Annotated in this window: 13 protein-coding genes and 2 pseudogenes; 1 reads left to right on the top strand and 14 read right to left on the bottom strand. The window is 45.2% G+C overall.

Annotation, left to right across the window (positions count from 1 at the left end; genetic code table 11):
• Positions 1-9: 9 nt before the first annotated feature.
• Complete coding sequence (locus tag FXO21_RS13165) at positions 10-2,616, bottom strand: family 20 glycosylhydrolase (RefSeq protein ID WP_149640508.1); 2,607 nt, start codon at positions 2,614-2,616, stop codon at positions 10-12.
• Between the two features lie 196 nt (positions 2,617-2,812).
• Between FXO21_RS13165 and FXO21_RS13160 the strand changes: the two genes are divergently transcribed.
• Complete coding sequence (locus tag FXO21_RS13160; protein WP_149640507.1) at positions 2,813-3,919, top strand: acyltransferase family protein; 1,107 nt, start codon at positions 2,813-2,815, stop codon at positions 3,917-3,919.
• Between the two features lie 9 nt (positions 3,920-3,928).
• Here FXO21_RS13160 and FXO21_RS13155 read toward each other — a convergent pair whose 3' ends face one another.
• The 13 genes and pseudogenes from FXO21_RS13155 to FXO21_RS13095 all read right to left on the bottom strand — a co-directional run bounded on the left by FXO21_RS13155 (position 3,929) and on the right by FXO21_RS13095 (position 16,946).
• A complete protein-coding gene (locus FXO21_RS13155) occupies positions 3,929-4,909 on the bottom strand; it encodes a nucleoside hydrolase (RefSeq protein WP_149640506.1) in 981 nt (326 codons plus the stop codon).
• An 88-nt stretch (positions 4,910-4,997) separates the two neighbouring features.
• Positions 4,998-5,582: an RHS repeat domain-containing protein gene (locus tag FXO21_RS13150; RefSeq protein WP_149640505.1), complete on the bottom strand. Its 585-nt coding sequence runs from the start codon at positions 5,580-5,582 to the stop codon at positions 4,998-5,000.
• Between the two features lie 402 nt (positions 5,583-5,984).
• A complete protein-coding gene (locus FXO21_RS29220) occupies positions 5,985-6,269 on the bottom strand; it encodes an RHS repeat-associated core domain-containing protein (RefSeq protein ID WP_225865910.1) in 285 nt (94 codons plus the stop codon).
• Between the two features lie 16 nt (positions 6,270-6,285).
• Entirely contained in the window at positions 6,286-6,855 is a 570-nt protein-coding gene (locus tag FXO21_RS13140) for a DUF3885 domain-containing protein (protein WP_149640503.1), read from the bottom strand.
• Between the two features lie 4 nt (positions 6,856-6,859).
• A pseudogene (locus FXO21_RS29215) lies at positions 6,860-6,994 on the bottom strand (toxin C-terminal domain-containing protein); the annotation flags it as partial.
• Between the two features lie 322 nt (positions 6,995-7,316).
• Positions 7,317-7,556, bottom strand: a pseudogene (locus FXO21_RS13130) (RHS repeat-associated core domain-containing protein); the annotation flags it as partial.
• Between the two features lie 379 nt (positions 7,557-7,935).
• Positions 7,936-8,277: a hypothetical protein gene (locus FXO21_RS13125; protein WP_149640501.1), complete on the bottom strand. Its 342-nt coding sequence runs from the start codon at positions 8,275-8,277 to the stop codon at positions 7,936-7,938.
• Between the two features lie 95 nt (positions 8,278-8,372).
• Complete coding sequence (locus tag FXO21_RS13120) at positions 8,373-8,684, bottom strand: hypothetical protein (RefSeq protein WP_192579215.1); 312 nt, start codon at positions 8,682-8,684, stop codon at positions 8,373-8,375.
• A 63-nt stretch (positions 8,685-8,747) separates the two neighbouring features.
• Positions 8,748-9,377, bottom strand: coding sequence for a hypothetical protein (locus tag FXO21_RS13115; protein ID WP_149640499.1), 630 nt, complete (start codon positions 9,375-9,377; stop codon positions 8,748-8,750).
• A gap of 14 nt (positions 9,378-9,391) precedes the next feature.
• On the bottom strand, positions 9,392-9,796 hold the full coding sequence (locus FXO21_RS13110) for a hypothetical protein (protein WP_149640498.1): 405 nt from the start codon (positions 9,794-9,796) through the stop codon (positions 9,392-9,394).
• A gap of 38 nt (positions 9,797-9,834) precedes the next feature.
• Positions 9,835-10,074: a DUF7683 domain-containing protein gene (locus FXO21_RS13105; RefSeq protein WP_149640497.1), complete on the bottom strand. Its 240-nt coding sequence runs from the start codon at positions 10,072-10,074 to the stop codon at positions 9,835-9,837.
• A gap of 1 nt (position 10,075) precedes the next feature.
• Positions 10,076-13,336, bottom strand: a complete 3,261-nt coding sequence (locus tag FXO21_RS13100; RefSeq protein ID WP_149640496.1) for a DUF6443 domain-containing protein — start codon at positions 13,334-13,336, stop codon at positions 10,076-10,078.
• A gap of 31 nt (positions 13,337-13,367) precedes the next feature.
• Positions 13,368-16,946 (bottom strand): T9SS type A sorting domain-containing protein, encoded by a 3,579-nt coding sequence (locus FXO21_RS13095; protein ID WP_192579214.1) that lies wholly within the window; start codon positions 16,944-16,946, stop codon positions 13,368-13,370.
• Positions 16,947-16,969 lie beyond the last annotated feature (23 nt).

Below are 16,969 nucleotides of genomic sequence, written 5' to 3'. Positions count from 1 at the left end.
TGTCATTTGTCATTTGGCCACTGCCACCGCTGTGCGGCTCATTCGCCCGGCAACATCAAAACTTTTCAGCTTAACAAGCCCGTTAACCTTAGCCGGTGCCTCGTAGAGCGGCGATTTTGCGGTCGGCTCGGAGCCGTCGGTTGTATAACGGATCATTAATCCCGGCAGCTCCACATTCGCTTTGAGCATTCCGTTTTCTACAATCGCACCCGGCATTGGAACACGATAATTATAGCCGCCATTGATATAGCTCCACTTCGGCAACGCTTTTTGAGCAATGGTATTGGCAAATACGTTCCAGCCTTCGAGCATCATTTTTTTCCTCGCCGCATCGTCCGACACATATTCCCACTTACGCTCGGCAGCCCAGGCGCTCTCCGAAAACCCTAGAAGCTTAGGCAAAATCGAGTATTCCATCATATCACGACCTTTGACAGTTTCACACCATAATTGCGATTCTATCCCGAGGATATTCTTTCTGGCCGCAGGTTTCAAGGCCTCCTTTCCGACAAATTCTTCCTTCATCGGCTTGCCCATCGCAGTTTCCTCCGTTGTTTTAAACATATTAAAAGGCGCGAATGCCCAGTTGTCCCAGGTATCCACAAATCCCGCCCAATACAACCCCGGCTCCTTAGGATCGTTGCCGTACGACATATCGAAATAAAAATTAGTCACATTGCAAAGTACCACCTGATAACCTGCATTAGCCATTCGATAACCCAGATCTACATCAAACACATTGTTCCAGATATAAGGCACAACCGGGTGACCTACGAACTCCGGATTTGCCAGGTAAGTCCCCTTCGCAGTTTTCGTCAGTGCGATCTCTTCCCAGCCATGAACTTTCAGATTTCTTTTTTCGAGCCTGGGCAGTAATCTTCCGAAGAAATAGCTTTGCAAATTCCGGTATTCCTTGATTTCAGGATGCTCTTGCATCATTTTCGCTACATTGGGAGATTTCGTCCAGACACCCTCCGCCACTTCATCCCCCCCGGTGTGGAATATCTCCATTTTCAAACCCGCCTGCTGGTACATCTTGGCAAACTCATCGACCACTTTTTCATAAAAATGATAAGTCGATTCCCGCGAAATGTCCACAACATTGTTTTTGTATGCTTGCGCCGAGAGATAAACAGATTTATCAGCCGGATCGATCAACCTGTATTCATTGGCTTCCTTCTCTTTTCCTTCCTTCATCAGGCGTTGGTACCTGGCTTCCATTGCCTTGATTGCAGCCAATGCATGCCCGGGGAAATTCACCTCAGGAATTATCGTAATATGTCGCTCATTGGCATATTTAAGTATTTCGATAAAATCAGCCTTCGTGTAATAACCACTTCCGTGCTTGCCTTTGTCGTAAGCTTTTGGTCCCGATCCGTAGGCCGGGTGAAGTGCAGGTGCGTCCATCCCGGAAGTATGCTGCCGCTGCGCACCCACCTCGGTCAGTTCAGGCAGGCCGTCGATCTCCACGCGCCAGCCTTCATCTTCTGCAGTATAAAAAAGAAAGTGATTGACCTTATAAGAAGCCAGCAGGTCCAGCACCCTTTTGATCGTTTCTTTGGTTTGAAAATTGCGGCCTACATCCAGGTGCATACTCCGGAAATGGAAGCGCGGCGCGTCTTCAATCTGGACATAACCCAAAATCACTGAAGGCTGTGATTTCTGATAGGACTCGATCGGGGCCAGTTGCAGCAGGCTTTGGACAGCATAAAAAACCCCGGCGGCGTCACTGCCAGTAATCATCACGCCGTTCGCATCAATGCCGAGCTTATAAGCTTCTTTTGAAATACCATTCACATTAACGGGGCCTGTTCTCAACACGATAGCGGGTGCCGACGCCGCGGTAGTTTTGGGCAGACCAGCCTGAATAGGCAAATCGGTACCGGTAAGTGCTTTCAGTTTTCCTATTAAAAACTTTGCCTCGTTTTCCAGCCCTTCCTGATAAAATACCTGCGTCTGGGCGCTAAGCGTAAAAGTGCCTGCCGACGAAGTCACCTTTACCGGGCTGGGAATCACCTTGAGCAACTGATCTGCACCCAGTGTAGTGAATGCCAGGTTGTGATTATACCGCGTTTCAGCAGTCGGTACCGCTAAAAGGTCGCGTTTACCCCTCAATATCTGCTCTTTCTCCGTAAAAGGTTCGATTGCATATTCAGCAACCTCGACAATATCCTTTTCCTTGCCTTCCTTATCATAAAAAACGAAATACAATCCCAGTGGCGCATCGGTTTCCTTGATCACACCCTCAGTACCTGTATAGGTAATCGTTACCGAATCTCCCGGACTGAGTTTGAAATCCTTGCCCGCTACCATTTGATACCAATCCCCGTTGATATGCTCAACAGTGGCGGGCTGCGGGGTTTTATTGGAATGAATCGGACGTGGGGACATATTGAAAAACAGCTTCCAGTTTGTCCCGTCGAGCGTGAAATCGCTGCCGTTTCTGATCGTGAACCTGGCTTCAAAACTGCCGTCTGGTTCGATGAAATTACTGACCAGTTTCCAGGAAACGCTGATTTTCTCCGCTTGCTCTTTGCTGATTTCTCCCTGTTTACCGCAGCTTGTCAGCAGTATTACAATCATTGCAAAAAGCGGATAATGGAATATTTTCTTCATAATTTTTGTACGCTGATTTGTTTTGATGTCAGTGAAACGAAGTCAGTTCCTGAGCTTTGATGGCTGTGTTTGTAATACTGATTAGTCGGCAAAATATACTAGTGTCGCCGAATTACCAGCAACGAAAATCATTTAATTATTGATCAGATAGCCTTTCATTCAGGGAACTATGTAATATCCCTTAAAAAGTAATTCAATGAATAGGCAAGCGGGTACTACTTCCAGATTGTTGTCGCTGGACACGATGCGCGGTTTCACGATCGCGGCGATGATCATGGTCAATTTTCCTGGCAGTGAAGCGCACAAGTTCCCCACGCTCAGCCACACCAAATGGAACGGACTCACCTTTACCGATCTTATAGCCCCCGTATTTCTTTTTATAGTGGGGGTTTCTATTGCATTTGCATATTCAAAAAAGCGGCAAGAAAACAGTCCCAAGGCCGATCTGTACAAAAAGATCTTATTCCGCTCCATTAAAATTTTCGCTGTCGGCATGTTCCTGAACATGCTGCCAAACTTTGACTTTTCTGACCTGCGTTACACCGGCACGCTGCACCGGATCGCCATCGTTTTTCTGGTATGCGCACTGCTTTTTCTAAATACGACCGCAAAACAGCAAGCCTCTCTGGGAATACTGATCCTGATCGGATACTGGCTGGCGATGACCCTGATTCCAACTCCCGGCATCGGAAAAGTGATGCTGGAACCGGGCAATAACCTTGCTGCGTGGGTCGATCAGCAATATCTTCCCGGCAAAATGTGGCAGGGTAACTGGGACCCGGAAGGGATCCTGAGTACTTTTCCGTCCATGGTGTCAGGAATAACAGGCATGTTGGCTGGCAGGATCCTGCTCGGCACCGCAACCCCTAACGAAAAAAGTAATTATCTGATGTCGGCAGGATTGCTGAGTGCGGCAGCCGGCTATTTCTGGGGACTTACTTTTCCGGTCAACGAAAATCTCTGGACCAGCTCGTTCGTATTGGTTACTTCTGGTTTCGCCTCCATGTTACTCGGCGCTTTGTATTTTATAATTGATATTAAAAACAAAAAAGGGGCAATTGCCCCTGGCCTGATATTCGGTGCCAACGCAATCGCCGTCTATGTGCTCGCCGATATCCTGGCGTTGCTATTTTATCAGCTCCCTGTTAGCGGACAAACGCTGAACATCATTTCAGTCAATGCATTAACTGACTTGGGAGTGGGCGTGAACTTTGCCAGTATGCTCTATGCATTGTTTTTTGTCTGCATCAATTTCATTCCTGCCTATTTACTATATAGGAAGAAGATATTCATCAAGCTTTGAAAACGCCTGCTACTTTTTGCCTTCCCACATCATCAGCCCCTCTATAACGGCCACTACCTGCTCAGATGGCATATTTTGAGTCAAATAAGCATGCGGGCCCATGGGATCATCCTGCCATTTATTATTTCCGTCCTCAATAATGATCCTGCCTCTTTTCAATCCAAAATAAGGCTGAACGCCCCGTGCTGCAACAAGTACAGCCGTCTGGTCCCAGCTCATACGACCGGCCGCATCTTCCTTGCTCACAGGCATTGCCATTGCGTACACTTCCCTGACAGGACTTTGCAACCGCTCATTTGCAACTACTTTCACGCCCGTTTTGATCTTTTCGCCGATCTCAAAACCGCTGAACAAAATCTCCGTCGGCCATTCCGAGAAAACTTTGGCCGAGGATACTGAATCTGCATACACATTGTATTCTCTTCCCTGCGGGAATTTGCCAGCCATGGAGACCAGCTGCTTCACCTTTTTCTTCACGAGCGCAGGGCCGTCGAGCGGCGATATCGCATCGGGTTTAGAAGCGAGTAGATCGGCCAGGTTAGTCAGAAACCCGATGGTGATGATTGTGACGCTCCGGTCAGGTTCTTTGGCGAGTATTTTACGGTAGGTTTCCACCGCGTCGGGAGCGTCGGAGGTTTTCGCAATGCCGGGCTTGTATTTCTCCACCAGCATTTCAGGCCACTTTTGAGATGCTCCAAAATCCGCTCCATGCCCTTTTGGCGCGCCCGTCGGCAGCTCCGGACGTCCGAAATAGGTATTAAGAATGCTGATCACCGGCACCACCAGCTCATTCTTGTTTGAAGCAATCACTGCGAGCGGACGCAGTTCACCTTTATCAGCAAGCGCATGCATCACTGCCATCGCACCCACATCGTCGTAGTCAGGACCAATGTCCGTATCGAGGATTATGGATGCATCAGACCTCCCTTTGTTCTGCGCATACAGGTTGGATATCGTCAAAAGGAAACAGAAAAGTAAGAATTTGTTCATGATCGTTGAAGAGTAAGGCTTGATCCGGCGGTATGCACCAGTAAAATGCTACCGTTTAGCTTGTCAGTGTGAAAATAGTCAGAAATTCCTAACTGACGGCAGTATGCGGAATGACAGATGCCCCCTTTAAATAAGTGTCCAGGATGCTGTAAGCAAGCGGTATCAGCAAAGGCAAGGCCCTTGGGATAGTGCAGGGACCTAAAACCAAAGAAAAAGATCCCGGAGAGAGCAGTGTCAGATCAGCTGATCGACTGTTTGTTTTTTGACCTTTTACAGTAGCCTCATCCGCGCTTTGAGCCGCACTTGACCTATTCTCAAAAACGATCACATCACCCTGATATACTGGCTTATTCGCATTGGCTCTGGATGTATTCAAACCAAAGGGATCGGTGAAAAGCATAGGATTGTTTATGGCATAGGAATAACCGGATTGGTTATTATTTTTCTCCGCCATCCCATCCACCCCTCCCCACCTTCCAACCTCCGCCATATACATCCGCGCCCCGTAATCCAGGTACCCGCTTCCCACTTGCAATTCCTTCTCATTATACAAATACCGGTTTATCCAGTTCTGTACCTTCGGTATTGCCCCATCCCGGTTGATACTCAACCCAAAAGGATAATAATCCGTCTTTTGTAAGGTCTGCCCAGTTCCGTTAACAAATGGTGTCACAAAACATTGGCTTCAGTAACCCGCTAACTCTAACGCCTCTGCATAGCCCCGACCAACCTGTTTCCCAGGTACTAATACTGATGACAGAGTCATTCAACCGGAGGTTCCAGGCTATTCTTCAAATGATTTGAAATTATTTGCAAGGTTTTTACAGAAATACCCAATTATATGTCCTTTTCGTGTTGTCAACTCTAAATCCTGGTTTTCAATCAAGTCATTTAAAGTTTTCTCAATTATTTTCCACAGTTGCGTATTTTCGAATTCTGTGTAAGAATGTTTTGATTTCATCGTTTGTTTTTATTTTTAGCTCCGTCAGGCCAGATTTGATTATTTTTGAAGTCGATTTCTTTGACTTTTTTTCCTGTCTTTGGATTTGTTACATCCCAGTGATCTTTGTGGAGTTTATCTAGTTTCCATGTCGAAAGCCTTGCCTTTCGGGCAGCTTGGACAATCACTTATTATCTGATTACCCGTACTCGAAGCACCAGGATTCGATTTCTCGTCCTCTGAACTCCCATTGATCCCAAACGACGCCATACCGTCCAAGTCGATATTGCCAATGGCGTTATTTCCTGCATAATGATATGGAGACCAGCTCTCATAAAGATACGCCATCGCATCAACAACACCCCATCTGCCCACCTCCGGCATATACATCCTTGCCCCGTAATCAAGGTAGTCGGTTATGATTAAGATGTGAATTTCACAATAAATAATGGCTGAACTTCCTGCTTATTGAATCAATTAGCTTTTTATCATGTGACAATAACTCCATACCTCTATCATCATATAGATTTAATAATACCGGCTCTTTGGAGAAAGAAATGTAGTAAGCACTTAATCCTGCTGTATTTTCCATTGCAAGATCAAACCCAGCACTTGAATGCACTAATGGTAAAATATCCCTAAATGAATAGGACCCATATTCCAAATAAAGAATTTCAGCTTCATCTAATACTTCTTGATCAAAATATTTCATTTCTATTAATCCATCGTTAACCTTCCCAAAATAATAGTTTTTTGCAAGATCTATATCGAAACCTAGACGAATTAGTTTCTCATTATTATCCATTTTAAAATCCCAGATAATAAGAAGTACCCATATTTCTTTCTTCATAAAAACCACATTTGAAATCTCTTCAAATCTCGTCAACACTTGTTTCACCCGTTTCTTTTTACTTCTTATATTACCTCCCATCTCAAATCGAATTTTAAATTCATTATTTTGAGAAAATAGTTTCTTATAGTCCCTGATAAATTCTTGTTTGTTCATAATGTTAATCTTTTATTCTATTGAGATTTTTATCTAGTGTGCCGGTTCTTTCTAATCTATTACCAACTCTCTTCAGCGATTTCCAAACACCGCCATTGTGACTTGACCCATCTTTTGGCCAATGTCTCGAGATATAAACTTTTCTCCTTTTCTGTACACCTTTTGTCCCTTAAACCTTCCATATTCTTTTGTTTCGTTATAGCCCTTAGGTATTTCTACATCCTCCGAATTTCGTATCGCGGGCTCTCGTAAAACCTCACTCGACACCCCCATCCGCTCCAAAAGCTGCGCAATGTCTTCAATCACCGATGGCCCCTTTAAATAAGTGTTCAGGACGCTGTAAGCAAGCGGTATCAGCAAAGGCAGTACTCTCGGAATACTTCTGGGGCCGAAAACTAGTGAAAAAGATCCCGGAGAAAGCAATGTTAGATCCGTTGATTGACTGTTTGCTTTCTGACCCTTTATAGTGGCTCATTCACGCTTTGAACAGCACTCGACCCATTCTCAAAAACGATCACATCACCCTGATATACTGGCTTATTCGCATTGGCTCTGGATGTATCCAAACCAAAGGGATCGGTAAAAAGAACAGGATTATTGACGGCATAGGAATAACCCGAGGTATTATTGTTCTTCTCCGACAGCGCATCCACCACCCCCCATCTCCCCACCTCAGGCATATACATTCTTGCACCATAATCAAGAAATCCTACTTGGAATTCTTAGTCGTTAAACAGATAGCGGTTAACCGCGTTCACGGCATCCTGAGGGGTAATCAGGCTATTCCGGTCTATACTCAACCCAAAGGGGTAGTAATTTAATGCTTCAAAGAACGCTTGGCAAAAGTGCTGTTTGCCACTATGGCAAGCTGCGGTTTTTCTTTTTTAGTTGATTTTGATTTGGAAAAGGAGATACCGGATTAACTGGTAGATGAGGGCAAAGTGCCTCTCTAGATAAAAAAAATTGAAGATGAAAAGAAAACCGTTTTTTGCCTTTCTGGATGCCTTTATCAGAGATTTTAGAGCAAAAGAGGAATATGCGGTATAAATAAAAAGCACTCCAAAGTGGAGCGCTTTTTATTTACTTTAAGTACTCCTTTAACATATCTTCGTAACCTTCTTCTTGCAAATCACTCAGGAAATCCATTTCCAAATCCTCAATATCAATTACCGTCGACAAGGTCATGATTTCTGATTCTTTACTAGTAAAAAGGCTTCTTGCTTTGTTGTGTAAATATCCAAAAATTGTCCAAATAAGTAAATCTTGCCATTCATTTTCAGCATAAGACTCCGCTAAGTCCCATGCATTTGACAAATTATCAAAACGAAATCCATTTGTTTCTTCTAAAAATTTCCCATCCGAAATATCAATACTGGTAGGGTAGTATTTAATGGTTTTTTGATATAAATCGTCGAATTTCATATTTTCTAATTTCCTATAATATTACCGTTTCCATCAAGTGTTGTTCTTTGCACCGATTTTTTGGAATTAGATCCAAAATCAGTCGTTCCTTTGGGTCATACTTTCCATTGTTCACCCACGTTACCAGCGTTCCCATGGCTTGTATGGCTCTTTTTATATATTTCACCTGTCTTTTTATGAATATATCCTTGGTTCCCTGGTAATTTAATAAACTCCTCTTCATTGGTTTTGGGAGTTGGCTTTGCGTTCAATTGCCTCGGCCCCCTAAGCACCTCACTCGACACCCCCATCCGCTCCAAAAGCTGCGCAATATCCTCAATCACCGATGGCCCCTTTAAATAAGTGTCCAGGACGCTGTAAGCAAGCGGTATCAGCAAAGGCAAGGCCCTTGGGAAATTGTATCGCATACGATCAGTAACCACCTAGTTTTTTCGTTTCTCAGATGCTATGATAAATTTGCTACTACTTCTTTATTTACCTAATTGTTTTATGCCGGATGATATTTCCTGTAATACTTCGTTTGAAAACTCTTTAGAACAAAGTACTTCATGTAAAACTTTGGCAATAAGAAGCCTCTTGTCCTCCGGAAATAGCCAAAGAAGATTTTTCACTCTATAAAATAGTGTTGGATAAGGCGTGGTTATCAGCCATTCTTTAACAACATAAATATTGTCATCATTGTATCTGGCCAGATTCAAATTTGCCTGAAACTTAACTAATTCATTTCTCGTGTATCGAATTGCAACATTCGCCGCTTTAATGAAAAGATCTCTATCCAGCAGCTCACCGACCGTCAGATAGTAGACCAAACACTCTAGTTTTGTAAAATATGAATATCTACCAGACAGCACTTTAAGTCCAAACTCTGTTATAGATGAATGGATAAGAAATTCCAGGCCTGCCAATTTAAATATATCTTCTATAACGCTATTTTGGGTGGTAGATGACATATTTTCAGATATCCATTGTTCATATAAGGCATTATTGCCGTCTATTCGAAAGAATTGATATTTTTCTATAAAATCTTTCCTTCTACTGGAATTAAGAATTTCATAAATATTTCCCGACTTCGTTTGTAAGTCAAATGATTTTTTTTTCATTTCCGATCTATTTATTAATAACCTCTGCTGTTTCTTTTTTGCTGATTCGATTCCCCTCGCCTTTTCCACTCTTTTTTTATCTTTTGCTGAAGTTGAGTATCCTTTGCTCCTTTTGCCGCCGCTTCTTTTTCTTTAAGTTGTTGGTTTGATAGAGGTGAGAGTTGATCATCCCATAAATTTTGCTTTCCTCCTTTTGAATTCAAAACATACTGATCCACCGTCGAATTTTCCCCGGCCGGTGTCGGCGTCAACACAAAAGCCAATGTCATCAAAGGTACTGTGGCGACTAATTTTAGCCCTTTCAGACCTATTTGAGGGATATTTCCGGTAATACTGCCTAAACCATACCACAAGGGCAGCCCAATAGTGGTCGCTTGCTGACTAAATTTTTTGCCGTAAAGCAACCCCGGGTGATCCAAGGCGTTGGGTAAATATTATTAATCAAAAGTATTTTGGTTTATTCTTGATAACATTCCATTTGATAAATGTTATTCAAAAAGTCAAAATCTATGCTTTTAAATAATTGCAATTGTGATGTCTGTTCTTCTGTTATGTCATAGGACATAATTAAATTAGGGTCATCCTCATAAGGCGTAAAAATGGATTTTAAAGATTCAATAGATATATCAATTAATATTTCATCAATTAAATCTTCATTTGTCTTGTCGTAGACAAAAATTACTCTTTTAATTTTCATATCAGTTATTAGTTTTTCTCCCTGGAACTGGATCTTTTGTCATTCTACCAGAATTAGGATCTGCTGATCCTTTGTGATTACCCCGTTTATCGTAAACTTCCACATCGCCATGCTGATAATCCCATTCCAAAATTTTACCATCAGGTGTAACCCACCTTGTTCTTTGATTTTTTGAGGGTACTTTTTTTGCACCTGGGAATCCAGGTAGCACTTTGGGCGGCATTTTATGGTACACAATTGCCGGATTTACCCCCGGAGCCTGCACCGTTGTCGGAGTCAAAACCAAAGCCAGTACCATCAAAGGTACCGTGACGGCCAACTTTATTCCTTTCAGGCCTATTTGTGGGATATTTTCAATACCACGTAAACCATACCAAAACGGCAGACCGATAGTGGTTGCTTGCTGATTGTATTTTGTCCCGTAAACTGTCGCCCCTCTGCCGTCCCCATTGAACACAATGCCTGTTTTGTTGTCATAGGTAAATAGCGCATCGGAATCCCGGTAAATGTCATACGCCTTGTCCTTCGGGCAGGTTGGGCAATCACCTATTACCTGATTACCCTTACTCGAGGCCCCAGGATTCGATTTTTCGTCTTCTGAACTCCTATTGACGCCAAACGACGCCATACCGTCCGGGTCGATATTGCCGATCGCGTTATTTTCCGCATAATGATATGGAGACCACCCCTCATAAATCTCCGCCATCCCATCCACCACTCCCCATCTTCCAATCTCCGCCATATACATCCGCGCCCCGTAATCCAGGTAACCACTTCCCACTTGCAGCTCCTTCTCATTATACAAATACCGGTTTACCCAGTTCTGTACCTTCGGTACCGCCCCGTCCCGGTTAATACTCAGCCCAAACGGATAATAATCCGTCTTTTGCAGAACTTGCCCTTTGTCGTTAAATGCAATGCGGACATTGCCCAGATGGTCTTTTAAATAGTATTCAAATACAAGGTTCCCTCCCTTGTAAACAACCTGTCCTTCACCCGACCCGATCCGGTACAGGTTATTGACATTCCCAACCTGTCGGTATTCAAACATCCCGGCATATTTCAAAGTTAGGGTATCGGCCACGTATTTTCGCTTTGCGCCTGCCGCATCATAATCATACGTGAAGGTCTTTGCACCGATTTTAACCGTTTTAGGCAAATTCAGATAATTGTAAGTCAAAGTGGCGCCCCGGTTGCCATCGCCGGTCATATTCCCATTCTCGTCATACGTGTAGCTGCTTATGCCATTCTTTACACCCGCATTACTTCCCGAACCGTCCGTGACAGCGGTCAACCTATTACCGGTGTACGCATAACTCAGGTTATCAACTGCCGCACCAGCCCGGACGAGCGTTTTGATGTTCCCGTTTTTGTCGTACGTGATGCTTTTTTCTGTATCCGCATAACCCAATAAACCCGTCGATCCGGTGAGCCTGTCAGCACCATCGTAAGTGAAGCTGAGCCCTTTGGTAAAGGCTGCCTCGTCTTTGCCAAGCCATTGCATCTGGCTGATGTTGCCGTTGGTATAATTTGCCCCGTTGATATAGGCGAGGTTGAAGCCGTAATAAGAGCGCTCCGGTCCGTTTTCTTCCTTTTTATAAACCGTTTTACCCTCTGCCAGCCAGCTGCGGATATTATGAGTGTAAATTGTTTTAAGCCGGAACTTGGAACCGTCGTCAGAATGAAACCATTTGCTTTGCAGCTGGCCTAATGCATTGTAACGTTGCGCCAGAGTAAATGCTTCCGTGCTCTTGGCGCCATTGGTAACCTTTTCCTTCACACTTAACAGGCGGTCGGCATGGTCGTAGGCATAGGTTGCAAGATGCGTGTTAATGAGATTGCCTCCCAGGACCTGTTCGGTTTTTTGCGCTGCGATAACCGGGGCGAGATCATATTTATATTGCATGGATTGCCGTTCAATGCCACCTGCTCCCAGATCATACAGTTCTTTAACAATCTGGATCACGCGATATTCGGCATCATAGTAGACGCTATGGGTAAGCCAGCCACCTGTCGCGCCATTTCCGGGCAACATCCTCAAGCGGCCGCCGGTCGGCTGCGACTTTACACTCGCATTACTCGACGGATAATAAACATTGGAATAAGAAAGATTGGCCGCCTTTAAAAAAGCGTAGTCGTCAAAAAAATGGATGGAAAGCAAGTTGGCTTCGGTCGCATTCTTGGGTGCCGTTTTATCCAGCGTATAACCAGCGACGGCACCATTATTCCGCTCTTCATGATGCTGTGTATTCGCATCCACAACAACTGACCAGTCGGTTCGGGTCAATGCAGAGGAAATTTCACCGTCGGCAACCGGACGATTTTGTGCGTCGTATTTCGTGAAGCCCCATACGCCCCTTTGTTTTTGACTGGGATCCCGGGATAGCGACAGACGGTCATATTGGTCATAAACGTATTCTGTTTTACCAAAACCCGGAACATTCTTCGCGATCATTCGCGCCCGCTCATCGTAGTCATAGGTGAATGCATGGTCAGTTAATGACACGATATCCTGATAGTTAGGCTGCAAAATTGCGCGAAGCAAACCCAGCTCGTCATGTACATAGTAAGTGGATAGTGTACTCCCGGCTGCTGCAATCACCTGGCGGCAAACTATCTGACCGAGCAGGTCTGTGAACTCGTTGCTGACATGACCTTCTTCATCCGTGCTGTTCTCACAGATCAGCGTGCCCGCTGGATACTGGCCCACCTGGACGATCGTTTTGGCGACGGGGTCGTAATCATAGCGGTTCACCTGGTTGGTGGCGTTGGTTTTATACCTGATAACCGAGCTGGCGCTTTTGTTGCCCGAAGCTCGCTGCTTGCTGATGCGGCTTGCCGGGGACTCTTCAAAAAAACTTTCATGATAGGGCCTCGCCAAATCAGTGGCTTGCAACCCCGCGGAATTGGCCCCATACCAGGTTACTACATCCGTGGTGCTATTGTTCCGGTAAGCGCCGCTTCCGGCAGACACATATGGTAAAAATTGCTTAGGCTGCCTTCCCGCTGCGTCGAACTCATTGGGATATACGAAATCACCTCCGGAAGGACTTTGACCAACCGCGACTTTTTGCAGCGGACGACCGAGCCCATCTATGTACTGCACCTCGGTTACCACTTTGCTTATGTCATTGGGGTCACTGCCCGACTGCTTATAGATTCGGGAAATAACATAACTGCGGCTATTGGTTTGCTGCGAATTAGAAACCCGCGGTAATAGGAAAACCAGGACAAAAAGGGTGTATATATGACGATTTTTCATAGTGTTTGTTTGGAGAGAAATTGACTGCAAGTCACTGTTTCACCACCCGGTGCGTGGAAATACTTCCGTCGGTATAGGTTAGCTGAACCATGTACAGTCCGGCAGGCAGCGTGGAAATATTGATTGACCTGGCTGCCACCGAATGGTGAACCAGTTTGCCGGAGGTATCGAAAATGCGGATGTTAGAGATTTTACCCGGATCCTTAGTCAGCAGATTCAGGCTTTCACCAACAGTAACTGGGTTTGGATAAAGCTCAACCGTCCCGTCCGTATCAAAAACGACGCTTTGAATGCGACTGTAAGAAAAAGTACTGTCGGCATCTACCATCTTCAACCTGTACAGGTTTTCGCCTTCGGCGGGATTCAGATCGGTAAAAGTGTAGGATTTGAGAGAATCGCTTTCACCCATTGCTTGCTCGAATCCTATATTCAACCATTTCTTCCCATCCTGGCTCCGCTGGATATCGAATCGCTCACTATTGCTCTCGCTCGTGGTCGACCACTTCAGGAGGCTCGTATTTTCCAATTTCAATGCGATAAATTCAAGAAGCGTGACCGGCAAAGCTGCTTCCGCGAGGAGCACCAGTTCCGCTGCTGCAATGCTTCCGGAAGGTGCGAGCGTGGCACATTCTACAACTTGTCCCGCATAGTTGTAGCAGTACGATTTGCGGACAGGGCCGGCAGCATTACCTGAACGGACATTTTTAGCCCGGTTAAAATCGTCATAGTCGTAAAAAGTTGTCTTAGCGTTTACATCGGAACTACTTTCAATTCCGATAAGGGGCTTATGCGTGATATTTTCAGATTGAGCCAGCGGCGTACCTTCAAAAGCAGTCCTCTTTTTTAACAGGTCTGTTTTTCCAATATCTGCCAGGCCATAATATTCCAGTTTTGAAACCGATCCATTGCCATCCTTGTACGTCAGCAAATTGCCCCTTGTGTCGTAGCTCAGGAACTCAATCTCTGTGACCATCGACATAGGTGAAACCGTCCCGACGCCACGATCCACTTTTTTAGGTAAGTACAAACCATTAAAGAGATCGAAATTTATTTTGCGGAGACTAAGTCCCACCGGCGCCAGCTCGGTACCAGTGTAATTAAATATAGAAGTTGGCAATCCGATGATGTTTTTGGCAGTCATTCCAGCACTTATCGCATCGTTCAGATTGGAGGGATAGGTATATGATGTCTTTAATACCCGGCCCTTGCTGTCCGTTTGTCCCCGGATATGCAGCTGTCCGTTTGGCTGGTATTGGTAAGTACGGGTTGCGGATACAGCATTCTGCGCCGGATTATCCTGATCGTAAGTTGTGCTCACTTCCTGTACCGGCAGGAATTTCTGCATATTGCTGAAATAGGCAGTGCCTTCATAACAATATGTCCGCGTGTTGCATAGCGTGGTCAGCATCGCCCGAACCGATCTGGCAGCGTAATCAGCGAGAGCGCCTACTGCTTCGTACTGATATACTGTTTTTGCAACAGGAGAACCATTTTTGGTAAAAGTCTCCCGGGAAATCAGCTTCCCTCTTTTAAAAGCATTGCTGTTGTAAGGCTGATAAGGCGTAGAGCCAGGCTGTATAAAACCGACCGGCGCCGCATCGGCATAACCGTTATCGAAGTTACTGAAAGTATGAACCGTCCAGCCCTCGGCCGAAGTCCATTCAATAACGCTGGAATAGCCAATATGAGCGCCCAGGCTATTTTCTGTGGCGGGTAATATGGATTGCGTTGAAAAAATCTGTTCTGAAACCGTTGTATTGGGCGCATCAGGTTTCGGCATGTAGTTTGGCCAATAGTACTGTGTTTTCCCGCCGAGTACACCGCTGGAAAGCAATGAGGTCGTATCTGCGTTAACCGGATTAAACCCAGACAAATAGAAGTATTTTTTCCTGACAACGGGATTGGACGTGGCGGGATCATAACTATGGATTTCTTTGATGCGAAGGCCGCCTGCCTTCTGGTTAGATCCAGATGCATCTACGCCTTCCCAGCGTTTCAATTTCACCTCTTTGGCATAGGTATGCGGTTCGAACCAAAACTTTGTAATGCCGCCGGTCGGATATTTGATCTGGGTCAATGCGCCCAGACGATAATAATTTTGATTAACTGCCGGGGCCCGATGCGTACTGCCATAGCTGGCGACGGCATTGAAATCATTAACCGCATCAATCAACTTGCCATTATAAAATCCCCAGTGGTCGGTATGCGACTTGCAGTAGCCGGGCAAAGAAAGGCCCTGAGCTGTGAAATAAGAGAATTCATAGGGCGGAAGCTTGCTTGCATTGTAACCCGACTTTTCCTGGACTTTTTGCAGCATCAACCTTTCCGTCGCAAGGTTGTTATAGGTCAATTCAAATTCTTTGACGGTGGTACCGCTGCCGTTTTGAACCTGAATTTTGTCCAGCTTCCGCCATTTGATCTTGGCCAGGAGCTGTGTAAGTGTTTCGGCAGGATTGTTACAAAGGCTTTGATTGTAGACCGGGTAGTAGCAGTTATGCAGAAAAGTAAGAAAATCCAGCTTGCTTCCGCCGGAGTTGATAATCTTATTAACATAAGTAGTGAAAATATCCTCACCATAGCGCAGCTCCGTACTTTCACTCGAAATGAAATTGATCTTGAAATTATCCGAAACAATTTCTTTGAGATAGATTGGTGAAATGAGCTTTCCATTGTACGGCCCATACTCATTGATAAGCGAAGACCAGTTGGTGCAACCAAAGAGCGAGCCGCCATTTACACTCGCTGCCTTATTGAAAATCGAGAAATACATTTGAGCAACAAAGCTTCCCCGTTCGTAAGTAAAATTGATCGTCTGGCCGGTGTGTCTTGTTATCGATTTCAGATGCCAGGAATTGCAGATCCAGTTTGACTTACCCTGATTGAAAAAATCAATGCTGAATTCCATATTGGCCGTTGTGCCTCCAAATTCATACTTTGTACCATTCACATCGGTAATGTAAAAGCCCTGAATCGTAGGATTGTATTTCCCATTGTTAATCTGGTCCCAGAGATTGCCGGTCCAGTAAGGAGGCTTAAAAGGAATATCAACCAGAACAGTACTGATCAGCTCGACCTTAACTGCCTGATCGCAGGAAACTTTCCACTGTCCGTCATGTCCCATCAAAAACCTTCCGCTAAGTCCTGGCGCATTGAAGCTGAACTCGTCCGGTTCCATATCAAAGGAAGGAGCATTGAATCCGAGATTTTCGAGCTTGCCAGTTGCCGCCCAATCTGCGGCCCCATAATTCAGGGCGTTTCTTACCGGCGCATGCAAGTAACCGGGCTGAGCAGGTGAAGAGGGCAATCCCTCGTCGGGTTGGTCTTTGACGGTCCGAATGACTGCGTAATGTGTGGATAGCCCCCAATTCATGCCTGTCCACCCCGGGTGAATATCAGGCCGGATCCCGGAGGCGTCGTAAGTTAGAGCAACCGGTATTTTTACCGGGCCGGATTCCAGTGTTTGCAGGGAAATTCCAATATCTGGTTTTCCGGTAAATGGGGAGACTTCAAAATCACCAAAAATCCCCAGATTGGCACTGTTCGGGCTGTGGGCAGCCTTGGGAGGCTCGGGGATCTGACAAAATGCTGCACTTGCAAATAACAGCAGCATGTACAAATAACAGACACACTCCT

Source organism: Dyadobacter sp. UC 10, assembly GCF_008369915.1.
Taxonomy (GTDB): domain Bacteria; phylum Bacteroidota; class Bacteroidia; order Cytophagales; family Spirosomataceae; genus Dyadobacter.
Note: the sequence above shows the minus strand (reverse complement) of the source record. Positions and strands in the feature narration are given on the sequence as shown.